The 19,707-nt window shown below is 51.6% G+C and carries 18 protein-coding genes and 1 tRNA gene; 8 read left to right on the top strand and 11 right to left on the bottom strand.

Annotated elements, in window-relative coordinates:
• Position 1: 1 nt before the first annotated feature.
• Complete coding sequence (locus AC5JLP_RS17655) at positions 2-1,150, top strand: glycosyltransferase (protein WP_496069245.1); 1,149 nt, start codon at positions 2-4, stop codon at positions 1,148-1,150.
• A gap of 119 nt (positions 1,151-1,269) precedes the next feature.
• Positions 1,270-2,334: a glycosyltransferase family 4 protein gene (locus AC5JLP_RS17660; RefSeq protein WP_496069246.1), complete on the top strand. Its 1,065-nt coding sequence runs from the start codon at positions 1,270-1,272 to the stop codon at positions 2,332-2,334.
• Positions 2,335-2,421: 87 nt separating this feature from the next.
• On the opposite strand, the gene AC5JLP_RS17665 is transcribed toward AC5JLP_RS17660, so the two are convergent.
• The 3 genes from AC5JLP_RS17665 to AC5JLP_RS17675 form a co-directional block, all read right to left on the bottom strand.
• A complete protein-coding gene (locus AC5JLP_RS17665; protein WP_496069247.1) occupies positions 2,422-3,444 on the bottom strand; it encodes a spore photoproduct lyase family protein in 1,023 nt (340 codons plus the stop codon).
• Positions 3,445-3,797: 353 nt separating this feature from the next.
• Positions 3,798-4,808: a glycosyltransferase gene (locus AC5JLP_RS17670; protein ID WP_496069248.1), complete on the bottom strand. Its 1,011-nt coding sequence runs from the start codon at positions 4,806-4,808 to the stop codon at positions 3,798-3,800.
• A 427-nt stretch (positions 4,809-5,235) separates the two neighbouring features.
• The gene (locus AC5JLP_RS17675) at positions 5,236-5,859 is read right to left on the bottom strand and encodes a hypothetical protein (RefSeq protein WP_496069249.1); all 624 of its coding nucleotides are present in this window, start codon (positions 5,857-5,859) and stop codon (positions 5,236-5,238) included.
• Positions 5,860-6,795: 936 nt separating this feature from the next.
• On the opposite strand from AC5JLP_RS17675, the gene AC5JLP_RS17680 reads away from it, so the two are divergent.
• The gene (locus AC5JLP_RS17680; protein WP_496069250.1) at positions 6,796-7,041 is read left to right on the top strand and encodes a phage integrase N-terminal SAM-like domain-containing protein; all 246 of its coding nucleotides are present in this window, start codon (positions 6,796-6,798) and stop codon (positions 7,039-7,041) included.
• On the opposite strand, the gene AC5JLP_RS17685 is transcribed toward AC5JLP_RS17680, so the two are convergent.
• From AC5JLP_RS17685 to AC5JLP_RS17700, 4 genes are all read right to left on the bottom strand, one after another.
• Complete coding sequence (locus AC5JLP_RS17685) at positions 6,986-8,539, bottom strand: DUF697 domain-containing protein (RefSeq protein ID WP_496069251.1); 1,554 nt, start codon at positions 8,537-8,539, stop codon at positions 6,986-6,988. The genes AC5JLP_RS17680 and AC5JLP_RS17685 overlap by 56 nt on opposite strands.
• Positions 8,478-10,196, bottom strand: coding sequence for a slr1306 family protein (locus AC5JLP_RS17690; RefSeq protein ID WP_496069252.1), 1,719 nt, complete (start codon positions 10,194-10,196; stop codon positions 8,478-8,480). The genes AC5JLP_RS17685 and AC5JLP_RS17690 overlap by 62 nt, the downstream gene beginning before the upstream one ends.
• A 242-nt stretch (positions 10,197-10,438) precedes the next feature.
• Positions 10,439-10,515 (bottom strand) — tRNA-Met (locus AC5JLP_RS17695).
• Positions 10,516-10,771: 256 nt separating this feature from the next.
• Positions 10,772-12,655: a hypothetical protein gene (locus tag AC5JLP_RS17700; RefSeq protein ID WP_496069253.1), complete on the bottom strand. Its 1,884-nt coding sequence runs from the start codon at positions 12,653-12,655 to the stop codon at positions 10,772-10,774.
• Positions 12,656-13,236: 581 nt separating this feature from the next.
• On the opposite strand from AC5JLP_RS17700, the gene AC5JLP_RS17705 reads away from it, so the two are divergent.
• Positions 13,237-13,947 carry a response regulator gene (locus tag AC5JLP_RS17705; RefSeq protein WP_496069254.1) on the top strand — a complete coding sequence of 237 codons (711 nt, stop codon included), beginning with the start codon at positions 13,237-13,239 and terminating at the stop codon, positions 13,945-13,947.
• A 95-nt stretch (positions 13,948-14,042) separates the two neighbouring features.
• Here the strand turns inward: AC5JLP_RS17705 and AC5JLP_RS17710 are convergent, their stop codons facing one another.
• Positions 14,043-14,375: a DUF565 domain-containing protein gene (locus tag AC5JLP_RS17710; RefSeq protein ID WP_496069255.1), complete on the bottom strand. Its 333-nt coding sequence runs from the start codon at positions 14,373-14,375 to the stop codon at positions 14,043-14,045.
• A gap of 150 nt (positions 14,376-14,525) precedes the next feature.
• Between AC5JLP_RS17710 and AC5JLP_RS17715 the strand changes: the two genes are divergently transcribed.
• Entirely contained in the window at positions 14,526-15,158 is a 633-nt protein-coding gene (locus AC5JLP_RS17715) for a hypothetical protein (RefSeq protein WP_496069256.1), read from the top strand.
• Here the strand turns inward: AC5JLP_RS17715 and AC5JLP_RS17720 are convergent.
• Entirely contained in the window at positions 15,155-15,877 is a 723-nt protein-coding gene (locus AC5JLP_RS17720; protein ID WP_496069257.1) for a molybdopterin-dependent oxidoreductase, read from the bottom strand. The genes AC5JLP_RS17715 and AC5JLP_RS17720 overlap by 4 nt on opposite strands.
• 230 nt (positions 15,878-16,107) lie before the next feature.
• Positions 16,108-16,710: a cytochrome b/b6 domain-containing protein gene (locus tag AC5JLP_RS17725; protein WP_496069258.1), complete on the bottom strand. Its 603-nt coding sequence runs from the start codon at positions 16,708-16,710 to the stop codon at positions 16,108-16,110.
• A 312-nt stretch (positions 16,711-17,022) separates the two neighbouring features.
• On the opposite strand from AC5JLP_RS17725, the gene AC5JLP_RS17730 reads away from it, so the two are divergent.
• The 3 genes from AC5JLP_RS17730 (at position 17,023) to AC5JLP_RS17740 (ending at position 18,967) form a co-directional block, all read left to right on the top strand.
• Entirely contained in the window at positions 17,023-17,562 is a 540-nt protein-coding gene (locus AC5JLP_RS17730) for a CAP domain-containing protein (RefSeq protein WP_496069259.1), read from the top strand.
• A 172-nt stretch (positions 17,563-17,734) separates the two neighbouring features.
• Positions 17,735-18,364 (top strand): ribonuclease H-like domain-containing protein, encoded by a 630-nt coding sequence (locus tag AC5JLP_RS17735; RefSeq protein WP_496069260.1) that lies wholly within the window; start codon positions 17,735-17,737, stop codon positions 18,362-18,364.
• A 108-nt stretch (positions 18,365-18,472) separates the two neighbouring features.
• The gene (locus AC5JLP_RS17740; protein ID WP_496069261.1) at positions 18,473-18,967 is read left to right on the top strand and encodes a DUF427 domain-containing protein; all 495 of its coding nucleotides are present in this window, start codon (positions 18,473-18,475) and stop codon (positions 18,965-18,967) included.
• A gap of 67 nt (positions 18,968-19,034) precedes the next feature.
• Here the strand turns inward: AC5JLP_RS17740 and AC5JLP_RS17745 are convergent, their stop codons facing one another.
• Complete coding sequence (locus AC5JLP_RS17745; protein ID WP_496069262.1) at positions 19,035-19,568, bottom strand: phycobiliprotein lyase; 534 nt, start codon at positions 19,566-19,568, stop codon at positions 19,035-19,037.
• Positions 19,569-19,707: the final 139 nt, after the last annotated feature.

Raw genomic sequence — 19,707 nt, forward strand, 5'->3', positions numbered from 1 at the left:
CATGCCGCAACCTTCACCTAACCCAACCCTCAGTGTCTTCCTCCCCGCCCTTGAAGGTGGTGGTGCCGAGCGTGCCATGCTGCACCTGGCAGAAGGTCTGGCCGATCGCGGCTTTGAAGTCGATCTCGTTTTGGCAGAAACGAAAGGAGCCTACCTGGATACGGTGCCATCTTCCATTCGGATTGTGGACTTAAAGGCACGATCGCCGCTACTGGTATCGAAAACCTTTGCCTTGCGTCGCTATTTACAGCAGGAGCAACCATCCGTCCTATTTTCGGCACTGGATATTCTCAGTTCTGCCACCTGGGCACAACGGCTAGCCGGAGTACCCACCCGCATTGTGATGTGCGTGCAAACAAACCTCTCACAGCAGTTTCGGGATCATCAGCCCAACACGATCGGGCGCATCAGACCCAAACTGGTGCGCTTGTTTTACCCCTGGGCGGATGCGATCGTGGCGGCGTCTAGAGGTGTAGCAGACGATGTGGCAAAGCTTACAGGCATCCCAGCAGACACCATTCGCGTGATTTACAACCCGGTTGTCACGTCCGCCGTACTCGCAAAAATGCAGCAGCCCGTTGACCATCACTGGTTTGCACCAGATGAACCACCCGTCATTTTGGGCGTGGGGCGACTGGTCAGCCAAAAGGACTTTCCAACGCTCGTTGACGCCTTTGCAATTGTGCGTAAGCAGCGATCGGCCCGACTCATGATTCTGGGTGAAGGGGAAGACCGGGCAAAGCTAGAAGCACAAATCCGCCAACTGGGTTTGCAAGACGATGTAGCGCTTCCTGGGTTTGCCGAAAATCCCTATGCTTACATGGCTCACGCCAGCATCTTTGCTTTGTCCTCCATCTTTGAAGGCTTTGGCAATGTGGTTGCCGAAGCAATGGCGACAGGTACGCCGATCGTCTCCACCGATTGCCCCAGTGGCCCCGCCGAAATTTTGGACGGTGGCAAATACGGCAAGCTTGTTCCTGTCAACGATCCAGCAGCTTTGGCAGGCGGCATCTTAGCAACCCTGGTAGACCCGATCGCTGCTAATGTCCTTCGCCAACGCGCTCTAGAGTTTTCAGTCGATCGCGTGACCGAGCAATATATTGATGTGCTCTCACAGCTTGCGCCGCCTAAAGTTCTTCAAGTTAGCTAGAGCCAGTTGGAAGGCAGAAGGCAGCGGCAGCAAAGGAGGTAGAAGGTACAGGCGACCACTGATTGCTGACGGCTCTCTTTAACGCAAAACTCTCCCCTAGCGTCCCCACGCCCCTTTCTATGCGCATTCTGCACCTACTCAATCACATTCAGGAAATTGGCAACGGCATTGTCAACGTTGCGGTTGACCTGGCATGCTTACAGGCAGAAGCCGGACATACCGTTGTCGTTGCTTCTGGTGGCGGAGAGTACGATCGCCTCCTGACTCGTTACGGCGCAAAACACGTCTTGCTTGATCAGCGCCGCCAACCGCTCAACCTGCTTCAGGCTGGCAGACAATATCAGAAGCTAGTGCAGACCCTCCAACCAGAAATTATCCATGCCCATATGATGACGGGAGTGGTTATGGCGTGGGCACTGCGAGGCAACACTCGCTATGGGCTGGTATCTACAGTCCACAACGAGTTTCAGCGTAGTGCAATCCTGATGGGGCTTGCCGATCGCGTCCTTGCCGTCAGTCAATCTGTTGCCAACTCAATGGCACAACGAGGCATTTCCCAGGTAAAGCTAAGGGTGGTCCGCAACGGCACGTTGGGAAGCCCCAGAGAACGGGTATCAGAGCTGCTGCCTATCACACTCCAGCGTCCGTCGATCGCTACTCTGGCTGGCATGTATCACCGCAAGGGCATTGCCGACCTGATTAGCGCCTTTGAACAAGTAGCAACAGAGTTTGCTGACGCGCACCTCTACCTAATTGGCAATGGCCCCGATCGTGCCGCATTCAAGGCACAAGCACACGCAACAGCCGTGTCAGACCGGATTCACTTTGAAGGCTACCAGGCAGAACCGCAGCGCTATCTCCAGGTGACTGACATTTTCGTTCTGGCCTCTCGACAGGAACCGTTTGGCTTGGTGCTATCAGAAGCCCGCGAAGCAGGTTGTGCGATCGTCGCCAGCAACGTCGATGGCATCCCAGAAGCACTGGACGGGGGTAAAGCCGGAATATTAGTGCCAGCAAACAATCCAACCGCATTAGCAGAGGCGATCGCCCAACTCTTACGTGACCCAGAACTGGTGAAGACGTGGAAAACGCGATCGCGCCAAAATCTCGATTGGCTCAATGTTTCGCGCGTCCATACAGAAACCCTAACCGTCTACAGTGAGTTGCTGGCAGAAAGAGAGTGAGTTAGCCATCAGCGCTCAGCTATCAGCTTTTAGCCTTCATCCCTATCCTTCATCTCTTTACCTCCTGCCCTCTGCCTTCTTTCACTCCTACGTCCAATAGAGCACTTTCGCCTGCGGAAAGCGGTGGGCAATTTCCTGCTCAAAAAAGCCACGCAGTGTCTTCATTGTCTCCGTGGGGTAGACATACTTGGTGCCGCCAAACTTATTGCGCTTGACGCTGCGAGTGGACTCGTCCAGGTCGAGCGTTGTCTTGGGATACCAACTGAGCAGCACATCCTTGGAACCTGGCGTAAAGCGATGAGAAATCAACTCAAAGGTGAAATCACAATCAAAGTCGATCGCCGCCTCGATCGCGTCAAAAAGCTGAGTATAGTGAACCTGCCAATCATCAATCGGCATGATGGGAGCAATCACCAGTCCAATGGGGTAACCGCCACCACCTTGTGATCGGGGTAAACCCAACCGTCGTAACGCCTGCAAGCGCTTGGTCACAGAGGCCGTACCCCCTTCAAGCTTCTGAGCGATCGGAGCCGCATTCACACTCACCCGGCAGCGCGTGTGCCCGTTATGCGGTAAGCCAAGCAGATGATCGACACCATCAAACTTGGAAACCCAGCGAAGATGAGCATCGGGACGGGTGCCAAAGTAGCGAATACACTCAGCCAGACTACCCGTCAAATGTTCAATGCCAAGCGGGTCAGTGTAGCAACTGACCTCATAGGATGTCATCTGATCAGGACGCTCATACGCTGCCAGGTTCTCTAGAATCTGCGGCAGATTGGCGTAGGCCCGAATCACAGGTGGCCCTTGCAAGCTACCTGCCAAATAGCAGTATTGACAATGGGCAGGACAGCCTTCTGCCAGGTGAAACTGCCAGTCTGCGGAGGGCGGAATGGGGCTGAGTTTGAAATGGCTCGGCGGAGCCACCACGACGGCAAGGGTACGCTTGGCGATCGCATACGTCTCGCGGTCATCGTCACCTCGCAAACCTGTCAGTCGATCGCGCGGCAAGGTTTCGATCGGCAGATCGAGAGCCTGCACACGCGACAAAATTTGCTGACCCCAGAGCAACTCTAGGGCTGAAGGTGTAAACAAAACACGCTCAGGCATCCACAAACGCGCAGCAGAATGAGGCGATGCTGACTCTGAATGGGATAACGACTCAAAAACGGTTGTAGACACTATCGATAGCCTTGATGAAGATACTTTAATGGTATCGATGGCGCGATCGCTCGATCAACTTCACAGCGACGGATCTCCACATTAAGGCGACCGGATCACCCAACATAAACGGCTGCAATTACGAGCGGGTAGGTAACGGAGCTATCAGCCTTTCAAGACTCTTGTTCAGTCAATCCGGCCCTGACAGACAGCCTAGCAGTCTGACGACCTTGTTCACCCGCTGCTAGTAACCTCTCGGATTCAATCAATCAATTTAATACGGTCGGTATGCAACGGGATTGTTAGACTGAATTTCTGAGAATAGGCTGTCCTGTTGCGATCGCTGATTCAATGATGTTGGCTGCCTGATGCACTCCCCCAGAATTTTGAATTGCTGCTTGCAAACGCAATGCTTGAACTTTGTACGAATCTTCAGTCAACACTTTGTGGATTAACGATCGCAAGCTAGCAACGGTTAAGCGCGAAATCGGTAGCATCTCTCCCACGCCTGCCCAGACGATGCGGGCAGCGGTTCCAGGTTGGTCATTTGCGATCGGAATAGCAACCATTGGTACTCCATTGGCTAACGATTCTAGAACTGTGTTTGGGCCTGCGTGCGTGATTGTAAGGGCGGCTCTTTTAAGCAACTCTAACTGCGGCGCATAACCAACAACCAAAGGTTTTCCAGGCAAGGATGACATTGCCTCCAGCGGCATTCCGCCCCCCAATGAGAGCACCAACTGAACATTGAGTCCAATACAAGCAGCAGCAATTGCCTCGAATACTGGGAAAATCTGATTTTGAATTGTCCCCATTGATGCATAAACCAGCGGTTGCCCAGTTAACTGCTCCCACGGAAAAGAGGCGCTCTCGCGCCCAAGAGAACTGTGATAAGGTCCAGTAAAGTGAAAGTGCGGTGGCAGGTTAGCGCGAGGAAACTCGAATTCAGCAGGCTGCTGGCTGAGCTGAGCCAGTTTAGAATAGTTGTCGTTCGGATGAGCATGGGGAGGCAATTTCCACCGTTGCCGATACTCCGCCATCAACTTCCTGATAGGCTTCGTCAAGACGGTTGATAAGGTATAACCAAGTCGGTTCCGTAATTTGGCATTCCAAGTCGGGCTATACTGCCAAGTCGTAAAGATAGGTGGAATGCTAATGTCTCGATTTATTGGCAATGCGGCGCACAGGCTAATAAATGGGATCTTAAGGTAATCTGCAACTGTTCCTCCAACCGGGGAGCATTGATCAACCAATAGGGCTTCAATTCCTTGAGATTTAATCACCTCCGGAGCATCTTGGAGAATCACTCGCATATCTTGCTCAGCAGTTTTAAGAGAATGCCTCAATGAGGCTATTCCACTTAATTTGCCTCTCTGGGTCAAAATTTTGGCATCTGAACCAATCGGTCGCTCCGACTTACCAATTGCCCTAAATCCGAAGCCCGTGGCAAGTATCTTGTCCTGAGCATCCAAAATATTCAGAAAAGTTACACGATGTCCACGTCGCTCAAGCTCGTATCCTAGGACAAAGTGAGTAGTCAAGTGGCTTCCTGTAGGAGAAATAACACCAAAATGAGTCATCAGAATTCAAGTTAATAATTGGGAAGCAAGTGAGCATAAATTCAATTAAGGTTAACGGTTCACTTGAGCGGCTGTCAACAGCTTTTGCAATGCACAATTTTTTTCAAAAGTCCGCTCCAAGCGAATTATTAGATCGTGATTTTACTGTCATCATACTAAGTTAGAGTAATTGTATTTTCCTACACAAAATTGACTTTTTTATTCTGTTTCCATCTTTATCTTTCAGACAAAAAAGACTTACTGAGTGATCTTCCTTAAAATCTATAATCTCCGTCTCAATTGTCTCATCTTCTAGAAGAATTTTATACCTTTTCACTAAATCAGAAGAAGGGAAAATTAACCTGTAAACTCCTTCATTGTTTGGACCTTCAATAACACCACCCTCTAATTTTCTTGTTTTCTTATAAAACTCAACTACTGCATCACTCTGGGAAACCTGAAGCTCGCTGAACAAATTAAGCTCAGGAAATAGTAGAATCTGTTTGTCTCTACGCGGAATTTGTATTTCCTTGAGTAGTTGTTCATTGTTGAATATCACTAGATTGAATAGTTCCTGGATATATATAGCAACATAGTTTGAATTGTCAGGGTTAATGATTTTTGTCGAGCTAGGACATATAACAAAAGAAAACAACTCTTCATCGACACAATCAATCTCATAAAGGTAATCAAATTCAGTTATCTTCTTTTTATAAATGGGCAAAATCTTGATATTTGGAATGTAGTAATTGAGGAAAAGATTTGCTTTTGAAATTTCATAAATTGGCTCTCCAAAGCATTTCAATCTTGAATACAAGTGGAGATTGATTTGACCCGATGTATGATACGAAAGTTTAGGTTTTTAATGTGAACGTTTTCAACTTCGCCAAGTGGCTCTTTCCACACTTGCTTTGTAAAATTGAAGGCTCCTTGTTCTGCCGTTTCAGGTGTTTTAGACATTCCAACGAAGTATATGTATAAAGAGCCTTCATTACTGTTAAAACTGAAGTTTATAAACCTGTAAACGTTGTCGTTTGCCTTAAAAAGGATTCTACTTTGAGAGTTGGGAGGCAGTTCCATGTGTGTCATCTACTCATACCACCACACAATATCTATTTGCAACTGACAGCCTACCAACATCTTTCATATTCACCATTCAATGCTTGGCAGTAACAGACAGCCTCAAAAAACGCCACAACGACTCAAACGAAGCAGTATGACTATGTATTAAGTGTCAAATCTGCGGGACAATGCTCTGATTTTTCAGGATTATCTTGCAGATCTGCGGGGAAATACCCCTTTATTAAGGAATTAAATAGAAAATTCATAGTTTGAGTCTGGGAATTTGAGGTGTTATCCGTCATCTGTGATGGTTAATCCTGAAGGTTAGAGTGTTATCCAGCATTTTTGCTGGATAACACCCCAGATAACGGTATTATCCCAACACTAATCTATGTTGCAACCCAGCCACCGCGTTTGCTCGATCAAGTGAGACGAAGGCTTCGCCTCAAGCGTTTCAGCTTTAAAACCGAAAAATCTTACATTCAATAGACTTCCTGCATGAATCAGATTTTGCCCCCCATCCCCCCAAATTTGGGGGGCATCAGTTTTAGCTTCCCCCAAACTTGGGGGACGGGAGGAGGCCTTTAAGTATTCGCGCAGGAGGTCTAATACATCCGCGATTACATCTTGTTCCACGACAAACGGCATCCTGGGGGGAGTCGGTGAAATAAGGGCATATTTGTCTCACCTTGCCATAGAGCGCAACGTAGCAGCATCCACTCAAACTGTAGCTTTGAGTGCCCTACTGTTTCTCTATCGACCCCATGCCTTGGAGCAAAAGTACCAAACGCTAATCAGCAGTGGTCGTGGCAGCTTGTCTTCCCTTCTTGGAAACGTTCGACGGTCACTTGAGTATTTATCCTTAGCCGTTAAAGCCCTGGCAAACCAAGCTGCTGGCTTAATTCTTGCCGCAAACGATAGATGATAGTGTTGGGTTCTAGCTGGTGAATGATGTCTTGAATTACCGTGTTCGGTCCTTGGGGTCCCCAGCTACAGCCTTGCTCAAGGTAGACCTGGACGGCGCGCCCAACCGCGTAGGCTCCGTAGCCTGCAATGCCGCCCTGGACGATCGCGGTGCCTGCGTAGGCCGAAAAGCTGGTTGAGGTTTCGATTCCAGACGCTGCTGCTGCCGCACTTTTACCCATACCCAGCAGTAAACCACTGCCTAACTCCGACAGTAAGAGACTACCGGAACTGAGCAGAATCGTTTGCCAAAGTTGACGGGCTTCGTGGCGAGTGACGGGTAGACCGTAGAGTTCAGACAGGGCGCGAATCATTGCCAGGTCAGAAACCGCACCGCCGACCAGATCAAGAACTGCGATCGGGTTGATGCCGACCGCGATCGCCTTGTATCGCGCAAACTTCCAGATCAGCGCCTCTGCATCCGTATTGCGGACATCGAGAATTTTGCTGGCAAGCACGGCTTCTGCGTCTCGTGCCTGAAACAGGGCGTTTAGAGCCAGCAGCGTACGGCCTTCCTGGTGCAGAATGGCAAGAATCTTGTGTTTCAGGCTGTCGATCTGTCCCGTTGGCGTTTCCCATTCATAAGTGGTGCAACCATCGGGCAATTCGACACGCACTTGCACAGGCATGGGATCAGCTGCTACCAGCACAATCTCATTCACCGATAGCAGTCGTTGCAGTTGCAGACCATCCGCACTTTTGGCGGCAAGCTGTTGCAAATTCTGATAAATAGCCTGCTGGGTCTGGCCAGGATAGAGATCAATTTTGTTGAACACCAGCAGCAGTGGCTTTTGTGCCTGCCGCAAGTCACAGAGCGCCTGATACTCGGTGCGCGTAATGTCGCCTGCCACCACAAACAGAATCAGGTCTGCCTGTCGGGCGATGTCTTGCGCTAGTTGTGCCCGCGCCTGTCCGTCAATTTCATCCAACCCTGGCGTATCAATGAATTCCACGGTGAGTGGCTTTGCCGTCGTGATCGTGAGCGAGGTGCTTTCTGCCTTTTCCCGCGTGCTTGCGTCTCCTCCTGGTGACCAGTAGACCGATCGTGGGGCTTGCGTCACGCCATTCAACGGCCCTGTTGGCAGCAGCTTTTGACCCAGGAGCGCATTCAACACAGCGGACTTCCCGCGACTCACCAAACCAAACACGGCAATGCGAACGACCTGGCTTTCGAGCTTGTTGAGCGTGACGGTGAGTTGCTCGACATCGCTGCGGAGGGTTTCGCGATCAGTGCCACTGGGCGGGCGGTTTTTTTCAGAGCGAAAAAAGGCGTTATAACGATTTAATGCCTGCCGGACACCGCTACGGGCACGATTGAGGTAGGTTTCTTGTAAATCAACTGCCGTCGATCGCGTCGTGGAGGTCGATCGCGTCGTAGGGTCAGATGGCAAATCGGATTTAGTTTGAGGCGATAGAGGTTGAGTCAAGGCTGGCAACAGAAAGACGGACGCTAGATCCATTCTCATCTAAAAGCTTGACTTCTTGCCGCTCATTTGAAGCAGAAGCTGGTTTGAGCGGAAGCCGAAGGGGTTCTGCTGCCAGCGGTGCTGCGGAGACTGGCTCTGCGGGTAAAAAGGACTCGACAGGTATAAAGAGTTCTGCTGGAAGCGGCTCTATGGTCAGTTCGGAGGGTGCTTTGGATGACGACAGTGAGACAACTCGTTCCATTGCCTGCCACACAAAGTCCTGCAGAAAGGCTAGCTGGTGATTTTTTTGAAAGACGGATTGAACGATCTGGCTGAAGCGCTCGATCGCCAGTGGGCTGGCTTCTGTGAGCGTGAGATTTGGCTCCTGCGCGTCAAAATACTCGATCAGGCTTAAGCCTACAATCCGAGTCAAGTACGCGGCACTGACGCCTTGAATGCAGCCACCCGCGACGTAGGTTAAGGCATTGACTTTGAGTAATCCGGCGATCGTCTGCGTGGACAGTTCCACCAACCCCAGCTTGAGCATCAGGCTACCGAGGGTCGCTGCCATTTTCTGTGCCTGTTGGAGCGAAAATTTTTGGCGATACAGCGTTCCCAAATCGAGAATCATTTGAGCGTTGATAGCGGCAGTTGCCAGCACATCTAACGTTGGGAGCGGGCTGGCAAAAGCAGTTCCGGCTGCAATCCATTGGAACTGCTCGACTACGGGCATGGCGCGCGTTCGACGGACATCATTGAGTACCGTTTTTGCCTGCGTCTTGAGGGCGATCGCGTGGTTCAGAGAGCTTGCCAGCACGAGCTGCTGACGTTCTTGCGCCAAAATGTGCTCTAGCCGTTGAGTCAAGTCAGCTAACTGTGGCGGTTGGTCTTCCAGCCATTCGTTGATGGCTCCATCCGGTTGATGCTGCCGTACTTTGATGGGTTGTGGTGCGGTGGCGATCGCGACCACATCGGGGTTGGTCAGCACGCCGCCTACCTGAATGCGCAGTTGCTCCAAAACAGTTTGACGATCGATGGGCAAAAACTGATCCATCTTGTTAAACACCAGTACCGTCCGTTTACTGGCTGCAATCCGTTTGACCGTTTGCAGTTCAGATTCAGTGATGTCTCCCGTGACAATAAACAACACCAAATCAGCAGAGAGTGCCTGCTGGAGCGCCAAAATATCTGCCGTTAAACCGCTGGTCGTGGTGGCGGTAAAGCTTGCCACTTCATTGAACTGCACCCGTGCCAAGGCACCATCGCCCAAAGCGGACTGTACGTATTGAATAAGAGCCGTTTTGCCGCTGCCCTTAGCACCCATCACGGCAAACCGCAGTTCGCTGCGATCGAGATCCTGCGCTAGCTGTGTCACCTGCGATTGCAACCGTGAGACACGCGGCACCGCTTCGGTACAGGCAACCTTCTCAACGGGATTCTCAACCTCCGCTGCAAGGTGAGTAAGCACCTGTTTCACTTCTGTCAGCGTTCGTTTCACGGTCGCCGCATCAAAGACCAGAGGCTTCTGTGGCTTGAGTGTTTTTTGATCAGCTTGCTTATGCAACCAGTGCACGCCTGCCGCGCCCAGCAGCGCAAAGACTGCGTAGAGACCCCATTCTCCAACGACATGATGAAGTAGTTCCAGGCTCCCAGCGCCCAGCGCCAGAAGCCCAGCGCCAATGATCAGGGGGCGTTGCAGGTTCACACTCATAGCCAATCGATATAGGGGTGGAATCATCTGGACAGCAACTGTTTGGAGCAAGACTTGTGTACGAAGACTGGCAAACCTCATCGGATAGCTATCCAGCGATCGTCCCCATACTTAAACGCTCAAGTCCATCTCAAGCAGCGCCCTCTCATTCTATCGGGATGGAGCGATCGTCTGAAGACAGGTAAATAAACGTAAAGCTCTCCCAGAGATACTGGTAGAGCTTTACAAGGTTTATGTGAACTTGGTGGCGGGGCATGGATTTGAACCATGGACCTTCGGGTTATGAGCCCGACGAGCTACCAGACTGCTCTACCCCGCGACGGCTCATTCAGTATAGCGACAAATTGCGCGATCGTGTCGGTTTATCAAAATCTCTTTTGAAAGAAGGCTGGGAAGGCGAGGGCAGCAAGGGAGGCGGGGGAAGCGAGGGAGGCGAGGGCAGCAAGGGAGGCAGGATCAGCTTTGCAATTGCCATCCACTGGTTGACGGGTCATTGATTACTGGCGCTGCTGCAAACTCAAAACTCAAAACTCAGAACTCAAAACTTCTCCCTGCTCCCCCTGCGCTCCTCCCCCTCACCCTTTCGGATTAAACGACCCAATCAACTCGCTACCGTCAGCGCTATAGACTTCCAGCGGCAAGGCGGCGTTGTCAGCGATCGCTTGAAGGGCAGTTTGCAGGGTTTCAATGTGATTGATGACACCGCCTAAGGTGCCTCGATCGCCCAATTGTCCGAGCACATAGGCTGTGCGAAGTTTACGTTCGTATACGCCAGTAAATTGCACACGAATGACGTTGCTTGCAATTGAGTAGCTGCACATTTGGGGCGATCCGGCACAAATTCGGTTCAGGTCAGCGCGCGTGCGTTGCATGGCTGCTGCAACTTGAAGTTGGGCTTCTGCCTGCTTCAGCGAAGTGTCGTAGGACGCTAGCAAGGGTTGAGCAGGTTCTGTATAAGCTGTGTTTTTAGGGACTTGCTTGACCGTGGCGAGTGCGTCTCGCCAGTTTGCAACTGCTTGTGACCATTGATTTCGGCGCTGGGCTGTTTCAGCGCGTTGAGCCGATGCAAGTGCTTGCGTAAAGGCTTTTTGGGCGATTTGTTCTTGAGTGGCACGATCGCGGGCAGCAGTCAGCTTTGGTTGGTAGTCCGTGAGAAGTTTTTGTGCTTCGGCATAGCTTGTGGTGGTGTTAGGAATCTGCTGCAAGGTGTTGATCACCACCTGCCAAGTAGTTTGAGCAAGCTGCCAGTTCTCAGGAGTCTGAGCAATGCCTTGTCTGGCTTCTGCGATTTTGACGGTTTCTTTTGCAGTGGTCAGCTTTTTCTGTGCCTGCTGCTCTGTCTTGATGAGGGTGTCGATCGCGCCCAAGTTTGCTCCATAGCTTGTCAAGCGCTCTTGGGCAAACGCGTAAAGCGATCTGTCCTGGGGAATGGCTTGTAGTTGAGCAATTGCTTCTCGCCACAGAGTTTGTGCTGCTTGCAAGCTAGTAACTGGCTGCGGCAAGGTTTGAGTGGTCTGAGTGGCTGTGCTGGCTTTTGCCTCGGCTGCCAAGACCTGATCGAGGGTTTGTGCCTGCGATCGATAGGTTTGTTGCAGCGTCTCTGCTTCTTGATGATGGCTTGACCAGGCTGGAATACCTTGCAGCAAGCGCGTTGCCTCTGCAAGCTGCTGCTGTGCCTGTTGCAGTTCCTGTCCCGTTTTTGCCGTCTGCATTGTTTGGGTCGATCGCTGGCTGAGCGTTTGTGCCGTCTGTAACGGTTCGCAGGCCCCCAACACGCAGGGGCGCGACATGACCCACAGCCCTGTGGCAAACCCAGCCACGCTGACCCCAATGCCTGCTAGAAGCCACGGCAGCGGGAACGATCGAGCCAGACGATGGGACGTTTCGTCACTGGGCGGCTCTATTGTTGGGTCTAATAGTGCAAGATCAGAAGGCTCGACATACGCTGGATCATAGATGGAGTCCGTTGTGCCCAGGTTCTGCTGGCTGAAGAAAGGGGTGTCGCCTCTGTCATCTTGCTCTCCAGGCTTGTCTTGCTCAAGAAAATCGGGGCGATCGTCCGGTTTTGCCAATTCAGCGACAGGGGCTTCTAACTCATCGGTTGCCGACTTTGCAACGAAAGGAGTCTCTAGCGTTGACAGCGACAGTGGAAAACTATGAGACGCATAGGGTTGCCGTTGTCCCAATACTCTTAAATAAAGCTTTGCCAGCGCGTCGTTTTCTAGAGCCAACTCATCACTAAATGCAGGCAGTGCGTCTTGAATCGCTTGCTCCAATGCGTCAAAAATCACCTTGGGATGGAGGCTGTCGTCTGGCGCGTGCTGACTCAGCACCATTAAATGACCTTGCTTGACCACACACTGAATCTGCATGGGTTTAGCCTTGGGCAACGATCGCAGGTGCACCTGCAACTGTTGAGCCAGATGCTGAAGAGATGGCTGGTGTGTTGTGGCTTCCATAAGGAATGCAAAGAGTGAGTTTTTAACATCCTACCCTCCCGCTCTGTTACGATCGCGACTAAAGAAGATTGCTGTTAATCACTTCTCTGCACGGTTTGCAGACAGCTCTCGCAACATCATGCTGATTCTCGCTTGAGGTCATGACGTTTTACCTTAGAGTGCCCCGTTGGCGATGCAACTATTCACCCATCTGTCATGAAACAGTCAAACGGTTGTGATACGAACGCTGGCACACTAGCACAGAATGGAGGATGCTCTCTATAGATAGGACTTACGCATTTGCCCCCTTTTCTTGTATGCCCAAAGGGCTTTAAGCCCCCAATTCTGGGGGACTTTGAGTGCTTGCTCCCCCTTTCTTGTATGCCCGCTAGGGCTATAAATTGGGGGCTGGGGGGCTAGTTTTACGAGAATTTGCGTAAGTCCTAATACTTAGGGACTCGCTGGGAAATAACATCCCACTGCTCATCTACCCCTCCACTCATTGCCCCGTTCAACCTGGGACTTTATGGGTTACCAGTTCTCCTAGTATTGTCCTAGACACTCGCTAGCTGCTGATCGCTGACCGTTTAAAGGCAACTCAAATGGATATTCTCATTGTGGAAGATGAAGCTGAGATTGCTCAACTCATCCAGCTTTATCTTGAAAAAGAAGGCTTTGCTTGTCGCCTCTGCCGTGATGGTATCAACGCGCTTCAGATCTTTCAGGAGCAGAAGCCAGATTTAATTATTCTCGACTTGATGATTCCAGGTCTCGACGGCTTGGAGGTGTGCGCACGCATCCGCCAGAAAGCAGGCATCAAAGATCCCTACATTCTGATGCTGACTGCTAAAGGCGAAGAACTCGATCGCATTATCGGCTTGTCTACGGGCGCTGATGACTACATGGTGAAACCGTTCAGCCCAAAAGAATTGGTGGCGCGAGTACGTGCGCTGTTGCGGCGAACGCTCCGTCAGGGCGGGGAAAGCCAAATCTACCGCACACAACACTTTCTGGTCGATGTTGATCAGCGATCGGCACAGCGCTACGTCAATGCTGATCAGCTTGAGCCGCTTGAACTCACCACGTTGGAATTCGATCTGCTCTCAACGTTCATGAGCTACCCTGGTCGCGTGTGGAATCGCACACAGCTAATTGATAAGCTATGGGGCAGCAACTTCTTTGGTGATGAGCGGGTTGTGGATACCCATATTGCCCGTCTCCGTAAGAAGATTGAACCCGATCCCACCAGCCCAACCTTTGTCAAAACGGTGATTGGGGTCGGCTATAAGTTTGAAGATCCCACCCTGTCCTAGTAATACCAGTTCTCAGTTCTCAGTTTTGAGTCTTGACAGACCACTAACCTTGGTACTAGCCCTTAAGGTATGACTGTGACTGGTTCACACCAAGTCTAAGAACCCAGTTTGAACGCGTCCACAAACAGGCTGTAAATCAACCCAATTTTGATTGCATTCAAACAGTCCAGCGCTAGCGATCGGGCATTTTCTGGGTTGCGACGGTAAACAACGGCACTGATAAGCTCAGCCAGAGCAACCAAAAGCGCCGCAATGACTACATCTAACTGCCCTCGCTGTCCTGCAACAAGAGAGATAGTGGGGCCTAGATAGTTGCCGAAAAGCAGGCTGATGATGATGACTGAGCTACGTCGCCACGGGTTACGTAGCCAACCACTCAGCCGATCGCCCGTCACATCGACTAACCGATTCAGTCGAGTATTTTGCATCGCTGTTTCCTCGATCGCAGCAATCATCTCGCACGTACAGAGAAGATGCTAACCAGGTCATTTGTTTCTGCTTAACTTTAGAATGTTTCTCTCCCCAATGGACGGAAAGATTGCTATCACTAGGGTAGGGCTGTAGATGGCAAGTGGACGATGACGGGCAAACAGGCGAGACAGATCAAGTCACGATGGCAATTTGGCCTTGGAGTGACCTTAGCAGCAGTGGTATGTGTGGCGAGTGGATGGGTTGTGTTGCAGCGCTTGACTACCAGCGCTATCGATCCATCCAGTATGGAACCGCTTACCTCACCCAGCAGCGATCCCAAGGCCGTCGATCGACCAACGCCGTCTCCCAGCACTTCAACGATCCCCACGCCGACAGTTACCCGATCAGTGCCGCCCCTGTCAGCAAATCAGCAAACGACTAGCACACCTCTCAGCAAAGCGGTTTTGAGGCAGGGGGTCTTCAGAGTTGGCAACCCAACCAGCTACCCTGTGCGAGTGGCGCTGCTGTCAAAAAAGGCTGTAGAGGCAGGAACAACTCCAGTGGGTAAGCCTCGCTACGAGCCTCCAGCCCATTGGGATTTTTCCCCTGAAGAAGGTGGCGCACAAGGGTTGCTGGTTTCCTTGCCCGATCGCACCCTTAAGCTCAAAACAGGGGATGTTTTGGTTGCCTTTGCCCAAGATGGCTCTGGACGCTACTGGGGACCTTACGTTGTAGACGAAACAGCCTTACCGCTTTGGAACGCTAAAGCCGCTGAGTGGCAATTGATCCTATCGCCTTAAAGCCCTGCGAACCACTCATAGCCTTGATCTTCCCAGTACCCTGTCTGCTGAGATAGCTCGCTAGCGAGAGTAATGCCTGCCACCCACTTGCTCTGCTTGTAGCCCAGCTTAATTGGAGACGCTAACCGCAGTGGTGCACCATTTTTTGTAGGGAGGGGCGCACCATTCATCTGGTAGGCCAGCAGCGTTTGAGGATGCAGCACTGAAGCAAGATCCCAGCTTTCGTAATAACCATCCGCCGACTGAAAGTAAACGTAGCGTGCCTCTGCTTTAGGTTGCGCCAGTTGAATCAAGTCGCTCAGCCTGACGCCACCCCACTGCACGATCGCCGCCCACCCTTCCACGCACACATGGCGAATCACCATTGAGGTCAACGGCATCTGCTGAAGAGCCGTCAGGTCAAGGCTAAGCGGCTTATTGACGGCACCATCGATCGTCAGGCGAAACGCGGCATGATCGATTCGGGGCACAAAGCGAAAGGTATTTTCAAGCAACGCGGCTGGCTCGATCGCGCTCACAGGAAACTCTGGCACCAGCTTGTGTGGCTTCAGCAGCAACGCATCCAGTCGATCGTTCACAGGCATAAACAGCTTGCCTACTCCACCTTCCACCAGCGTCAGCCCGGCTGTACTTACAACCCAACCCGCGCCCGTAAGTCCGGCAATTCTAAGAAAACTGCGGCGAGGAAGCGTATCGAAAGTGTCGTCGGGGGGGGACATGGTTGAGGGGTGAGGGGTGAGGGGAACAGGGGAGTGGAGGGAGCAGGGGGAGCGAAGGGAGTAGGGGGAGAGCGTTGGGCACGTCGCTACAGAGTTTGGAGTTTGTAGCAGTCGCCGCTGCCCAATGCTCCGTCAACTAATGCATGGAAACTGCAATAACTGATCAAAGACTGATCCTTTCCTCCCTCGCTTCCCTAGGTCCCCTGCCTCCCCCGACTTCTCTGCTCCCTTCATTCTTCAAAAAACATAGAATCAACCAGCCGATCGCCTCCTGCTCTGAATGCCAGCCAGGAGTGGACGATCGCAAACACAAGGACGATCGGCACCGTGAGAAAGTGAACGACTCTGAGGGCAAACCAGTCGCCAAAGAAAGCCACAATCCAATGAAATTGAGCAGGTTTGTACATGCCAATGCCGCTTAGCAGCGCTAACAACAGGATGGGAATAATCGACGTGTAGGCAATGCGGTGCCATGCGTACACGCGCCGCTTAGGATTTTTGCTCTGCTGCAAGGCTTTGATGTCATTATCGCCGACATAGCGATGCTTCCAGCGTTGGGCCAAGAGAACGTACACGCCATACCAGAGCAAATTCAGTGAGAAAAACCACATGGCGGCAAAGTGCCAGTGCCGTCCGCCCGCTAGCCAACCACCGAGCAAGCCAATAAAGGGAAAGTGAACGCCTTCTCGTCCGCCAAACACCGGGTTGGCATTGTAAATCTGCAACCCACTCGTCAGCATGAGAAACAGGCTAATGATATTGACCCAATGAAAAAGCTTGGCAGGCGGTGCCTGAAGCGATCGACGGGGCTTAGCAACGGACGATGAAGTCACTGTTTCAGTTTGTAACGACGGCTCACTCTACTGTACCGTGTTGGGCGCGATCGCGCTGACTAGCAGAGACCGAGCAGCATCAACCACTGTGACGCACATGATAGGCGCTCTCATCGCTGCGATCAACCTTCAGCCGTCTCTTGTCCTCGTCACCCAGCTATGCGCTCGCGCCTTTTCTTGATGACGAGTCTGAGGTGTTCTTTCTTGCCAATGTGGGCAGACCCGATCCAGACAAGCCTCTACCCTGAACAATGGAACTCTTGCACGCTTAATGGGTCTATCACGGTAAAGATGCCATACGAGGTTAGGCTGATGATTTCTACAGCGTTTAAGGTTAGTGTGCTGAGTGTTTTTGCGATCGCCAGTGGTTTAGCATCGTCTACAGCAGCAATGAGTGCCCCGGTGACTTCAGCTCAGCCCAAAGCGCTAAAGCCACAGCTCGTGGCGCAGGCTGCCTCTTCTATTCCATCGCTAGAGCAAGCCGTTCTAACCCAAATCAATCAGTATCGTGCCAGTCGCAAATTGGCCCCATTGACGTTAGATTCGCGCATTAGCGTTCAGGCACGGGCACACAGTCAGGCAATGGCAAGTGGGCGCACCCCATTTAGTCACGATGGGTTTCAGCAACGAGTTCAGGCGATCGCCCGCGCCATCCCTTACAGTCGTGCCGCCGAAAACGTAGCGTACAATCAGGGCTACAGCGATCCGGTACGTCAGGCTGTACAGGGTTGGCTGCAAAGCACAGGGCATCGCCAGAATATTGAAGGCTCGTTTGATCTCACAGGTATTGGCATCGCTCAAAATGCTAAAGGAGAGTATTACTTCACCCAGATCTTTATTCGTCGTCGCTAGGGCTGTCATCAATGACTCATACACACAACTTGCAGCAAGGGTTCCAGTCCCTAGCCTTGTTTGTGAGGGCGGGCGCGGCAAGGCTAATACCTCAAGCTTTTTGAGCTTAATTGATGACGCGCCCTAGCCGATACCCGGTACCCTATACTCTGTACTCTAGCTCTTAATTCAGATGGTATTGGCAGATTTCCAGATTTGCGATCGCGACCTGTCTGAAGCACAACTCGCCGAGTATTTGCAGGCAGACGCGATCGCGGTTGACACAGAGACGATGGGATTGCTGCCCCAACGCGATCGCCTCTGCTTAGTGCAACTCTGTGATCCGAGTGATCACGTTTCGGTGGTGCGTATCGAACGGGGACAGACTGACGCACCAAACCTCAAGCGCTTGCTAGAGTCAGACAGTAGCGTCAAGGTCTTTCACTTTGCTCGCTTTGATGTAGCGACATTACACCACCATTTGCAGATCAACGTCCAGCCGCTTTTTTGCACAAAAGTTGCCAGTAAACTTGCTCGTACCTACAGCCCCAAGCATGGCTTGAAGGATCTGGTGCAGGAGTTGGAACATGTAGAGCTTGACAAAAGCGCTCAAAGCTCAGACTGGGGCAATGCGGCAAACCTGTCACCCGAACAACTCCGTTACGCCGCCAATGATGTCCGTTACCTGCTGAGTGCTCGTCAAAAGTTGATCACCATGTTGAAGCGTGAAGAACGATGGGAACTGGCGCAGCAGAGCTTTCAATGTATTCCTACGATCGCGCAATTAGACCTTCTGCAATACCAGGGAGTGTTTGAGCATTGATGCAAGCGCTTGAACGGCGCTATACCAACCAACGCGCCATTTAAAGGTTGGTTCTGTTCATCCTCTCCTCAATCAGATTGAGCGCTAGACAGTCGTTAAAATAGCGGTATGAGCCAACAACGTATTGAACCCCAGCCTGGGCAGGAATCCGTTTGGGATTATCCGCGCCCACCCCGACTAGAAGAAACTAACAAGCGCATCCAGGTAATCTTTAACGGTGTCACGATCGCCGATACGCAACGGGCAAAGCGCGTCCTGGAAACCAGCCATCCTCCGGTCTACTACATCCCTCTAGAAGACATCAAGCAGGAGTATCTGATCAAACGTGCGCGATCGACCTTCTGCGAGTGGAAAGGCCACGGGGCTTACTACAGCCTTGCAGTGGGCGACAAACGCGTGGATGACGTTGCCTGGTACTATCCCGAACCCACTCTCGCGTTTGCTGCGATCGCAAACCACGTCGCATTTTATCCCGCACCAATGGATGGCTGCTATGTAGATGGTGAAAAAGTAACGCCCCAACCTGGCAATTTCTATGGGGGTTGGATCACCAGCGATATTGTAGGCCCTTTTAAAGGAGCGTTAGGTACTTGGGGGTGGTAGCAAAGGGCTTGCAGTAGCGACTTTTGCCTCCTACTGCTCCCGTTCAGCCACAACGCCTCCACAATGCCTAAAGCCGCTTTTCAAGGTATTGACCAATCATTATTTGCTCCCCTGCACGCGACATGATGGTCTGACGAGTGCGATAGTTACGACCGACCAACTTCAACTCTTCCTCAAACACAGAGCCTTTGTACTCGGTGCGTAAGCAAAGTGTAGTGGGATGGGGAAAGTGGAATGCGGCTGAAATGGGCTTGGTTGTTGCAAAGCCGCGATCGCGGTACAACGTCGTACCAGCTGCGCCAAAAAGCGTGGAACCTGCCGATTGAGGCTTTCCAGTAGCCGAATCATGGCTATCCCAAAGAACTTCGGCCCCGCAGCTTAGCAAGGTTCCATCAAGGCCATGCAACTCTGCCAAATGGCTCAATTCAGAACTATTTTGTTCTAAAAAGCGAATTTCAATCACACTAACGACCTCTTTCGTCTCGCCATCTGGCAATGTGTAGTAGCGTCGTTCCGATTTCCAGCGCCCTACCGATTGCTGAAAAAAGTCAGCGATCAGGGATGCTTCAGATGTGGCATTCAGATTTAGTAAAGCAGTCACTTCGTTCAATCCTCACTCTAAGCTGAAACGATGGCTTGCAACGGTCTCACGCTGGGTACACTCCTGAGGGCTAGTTCCAGATTGTTACTTTTCTTAATATATAGCATTACGCTTCGGAGAAGTGGGTAAGCAGTCGCTA

This window comes from Stenomitos rutilans (assembly GCF_059505485.1).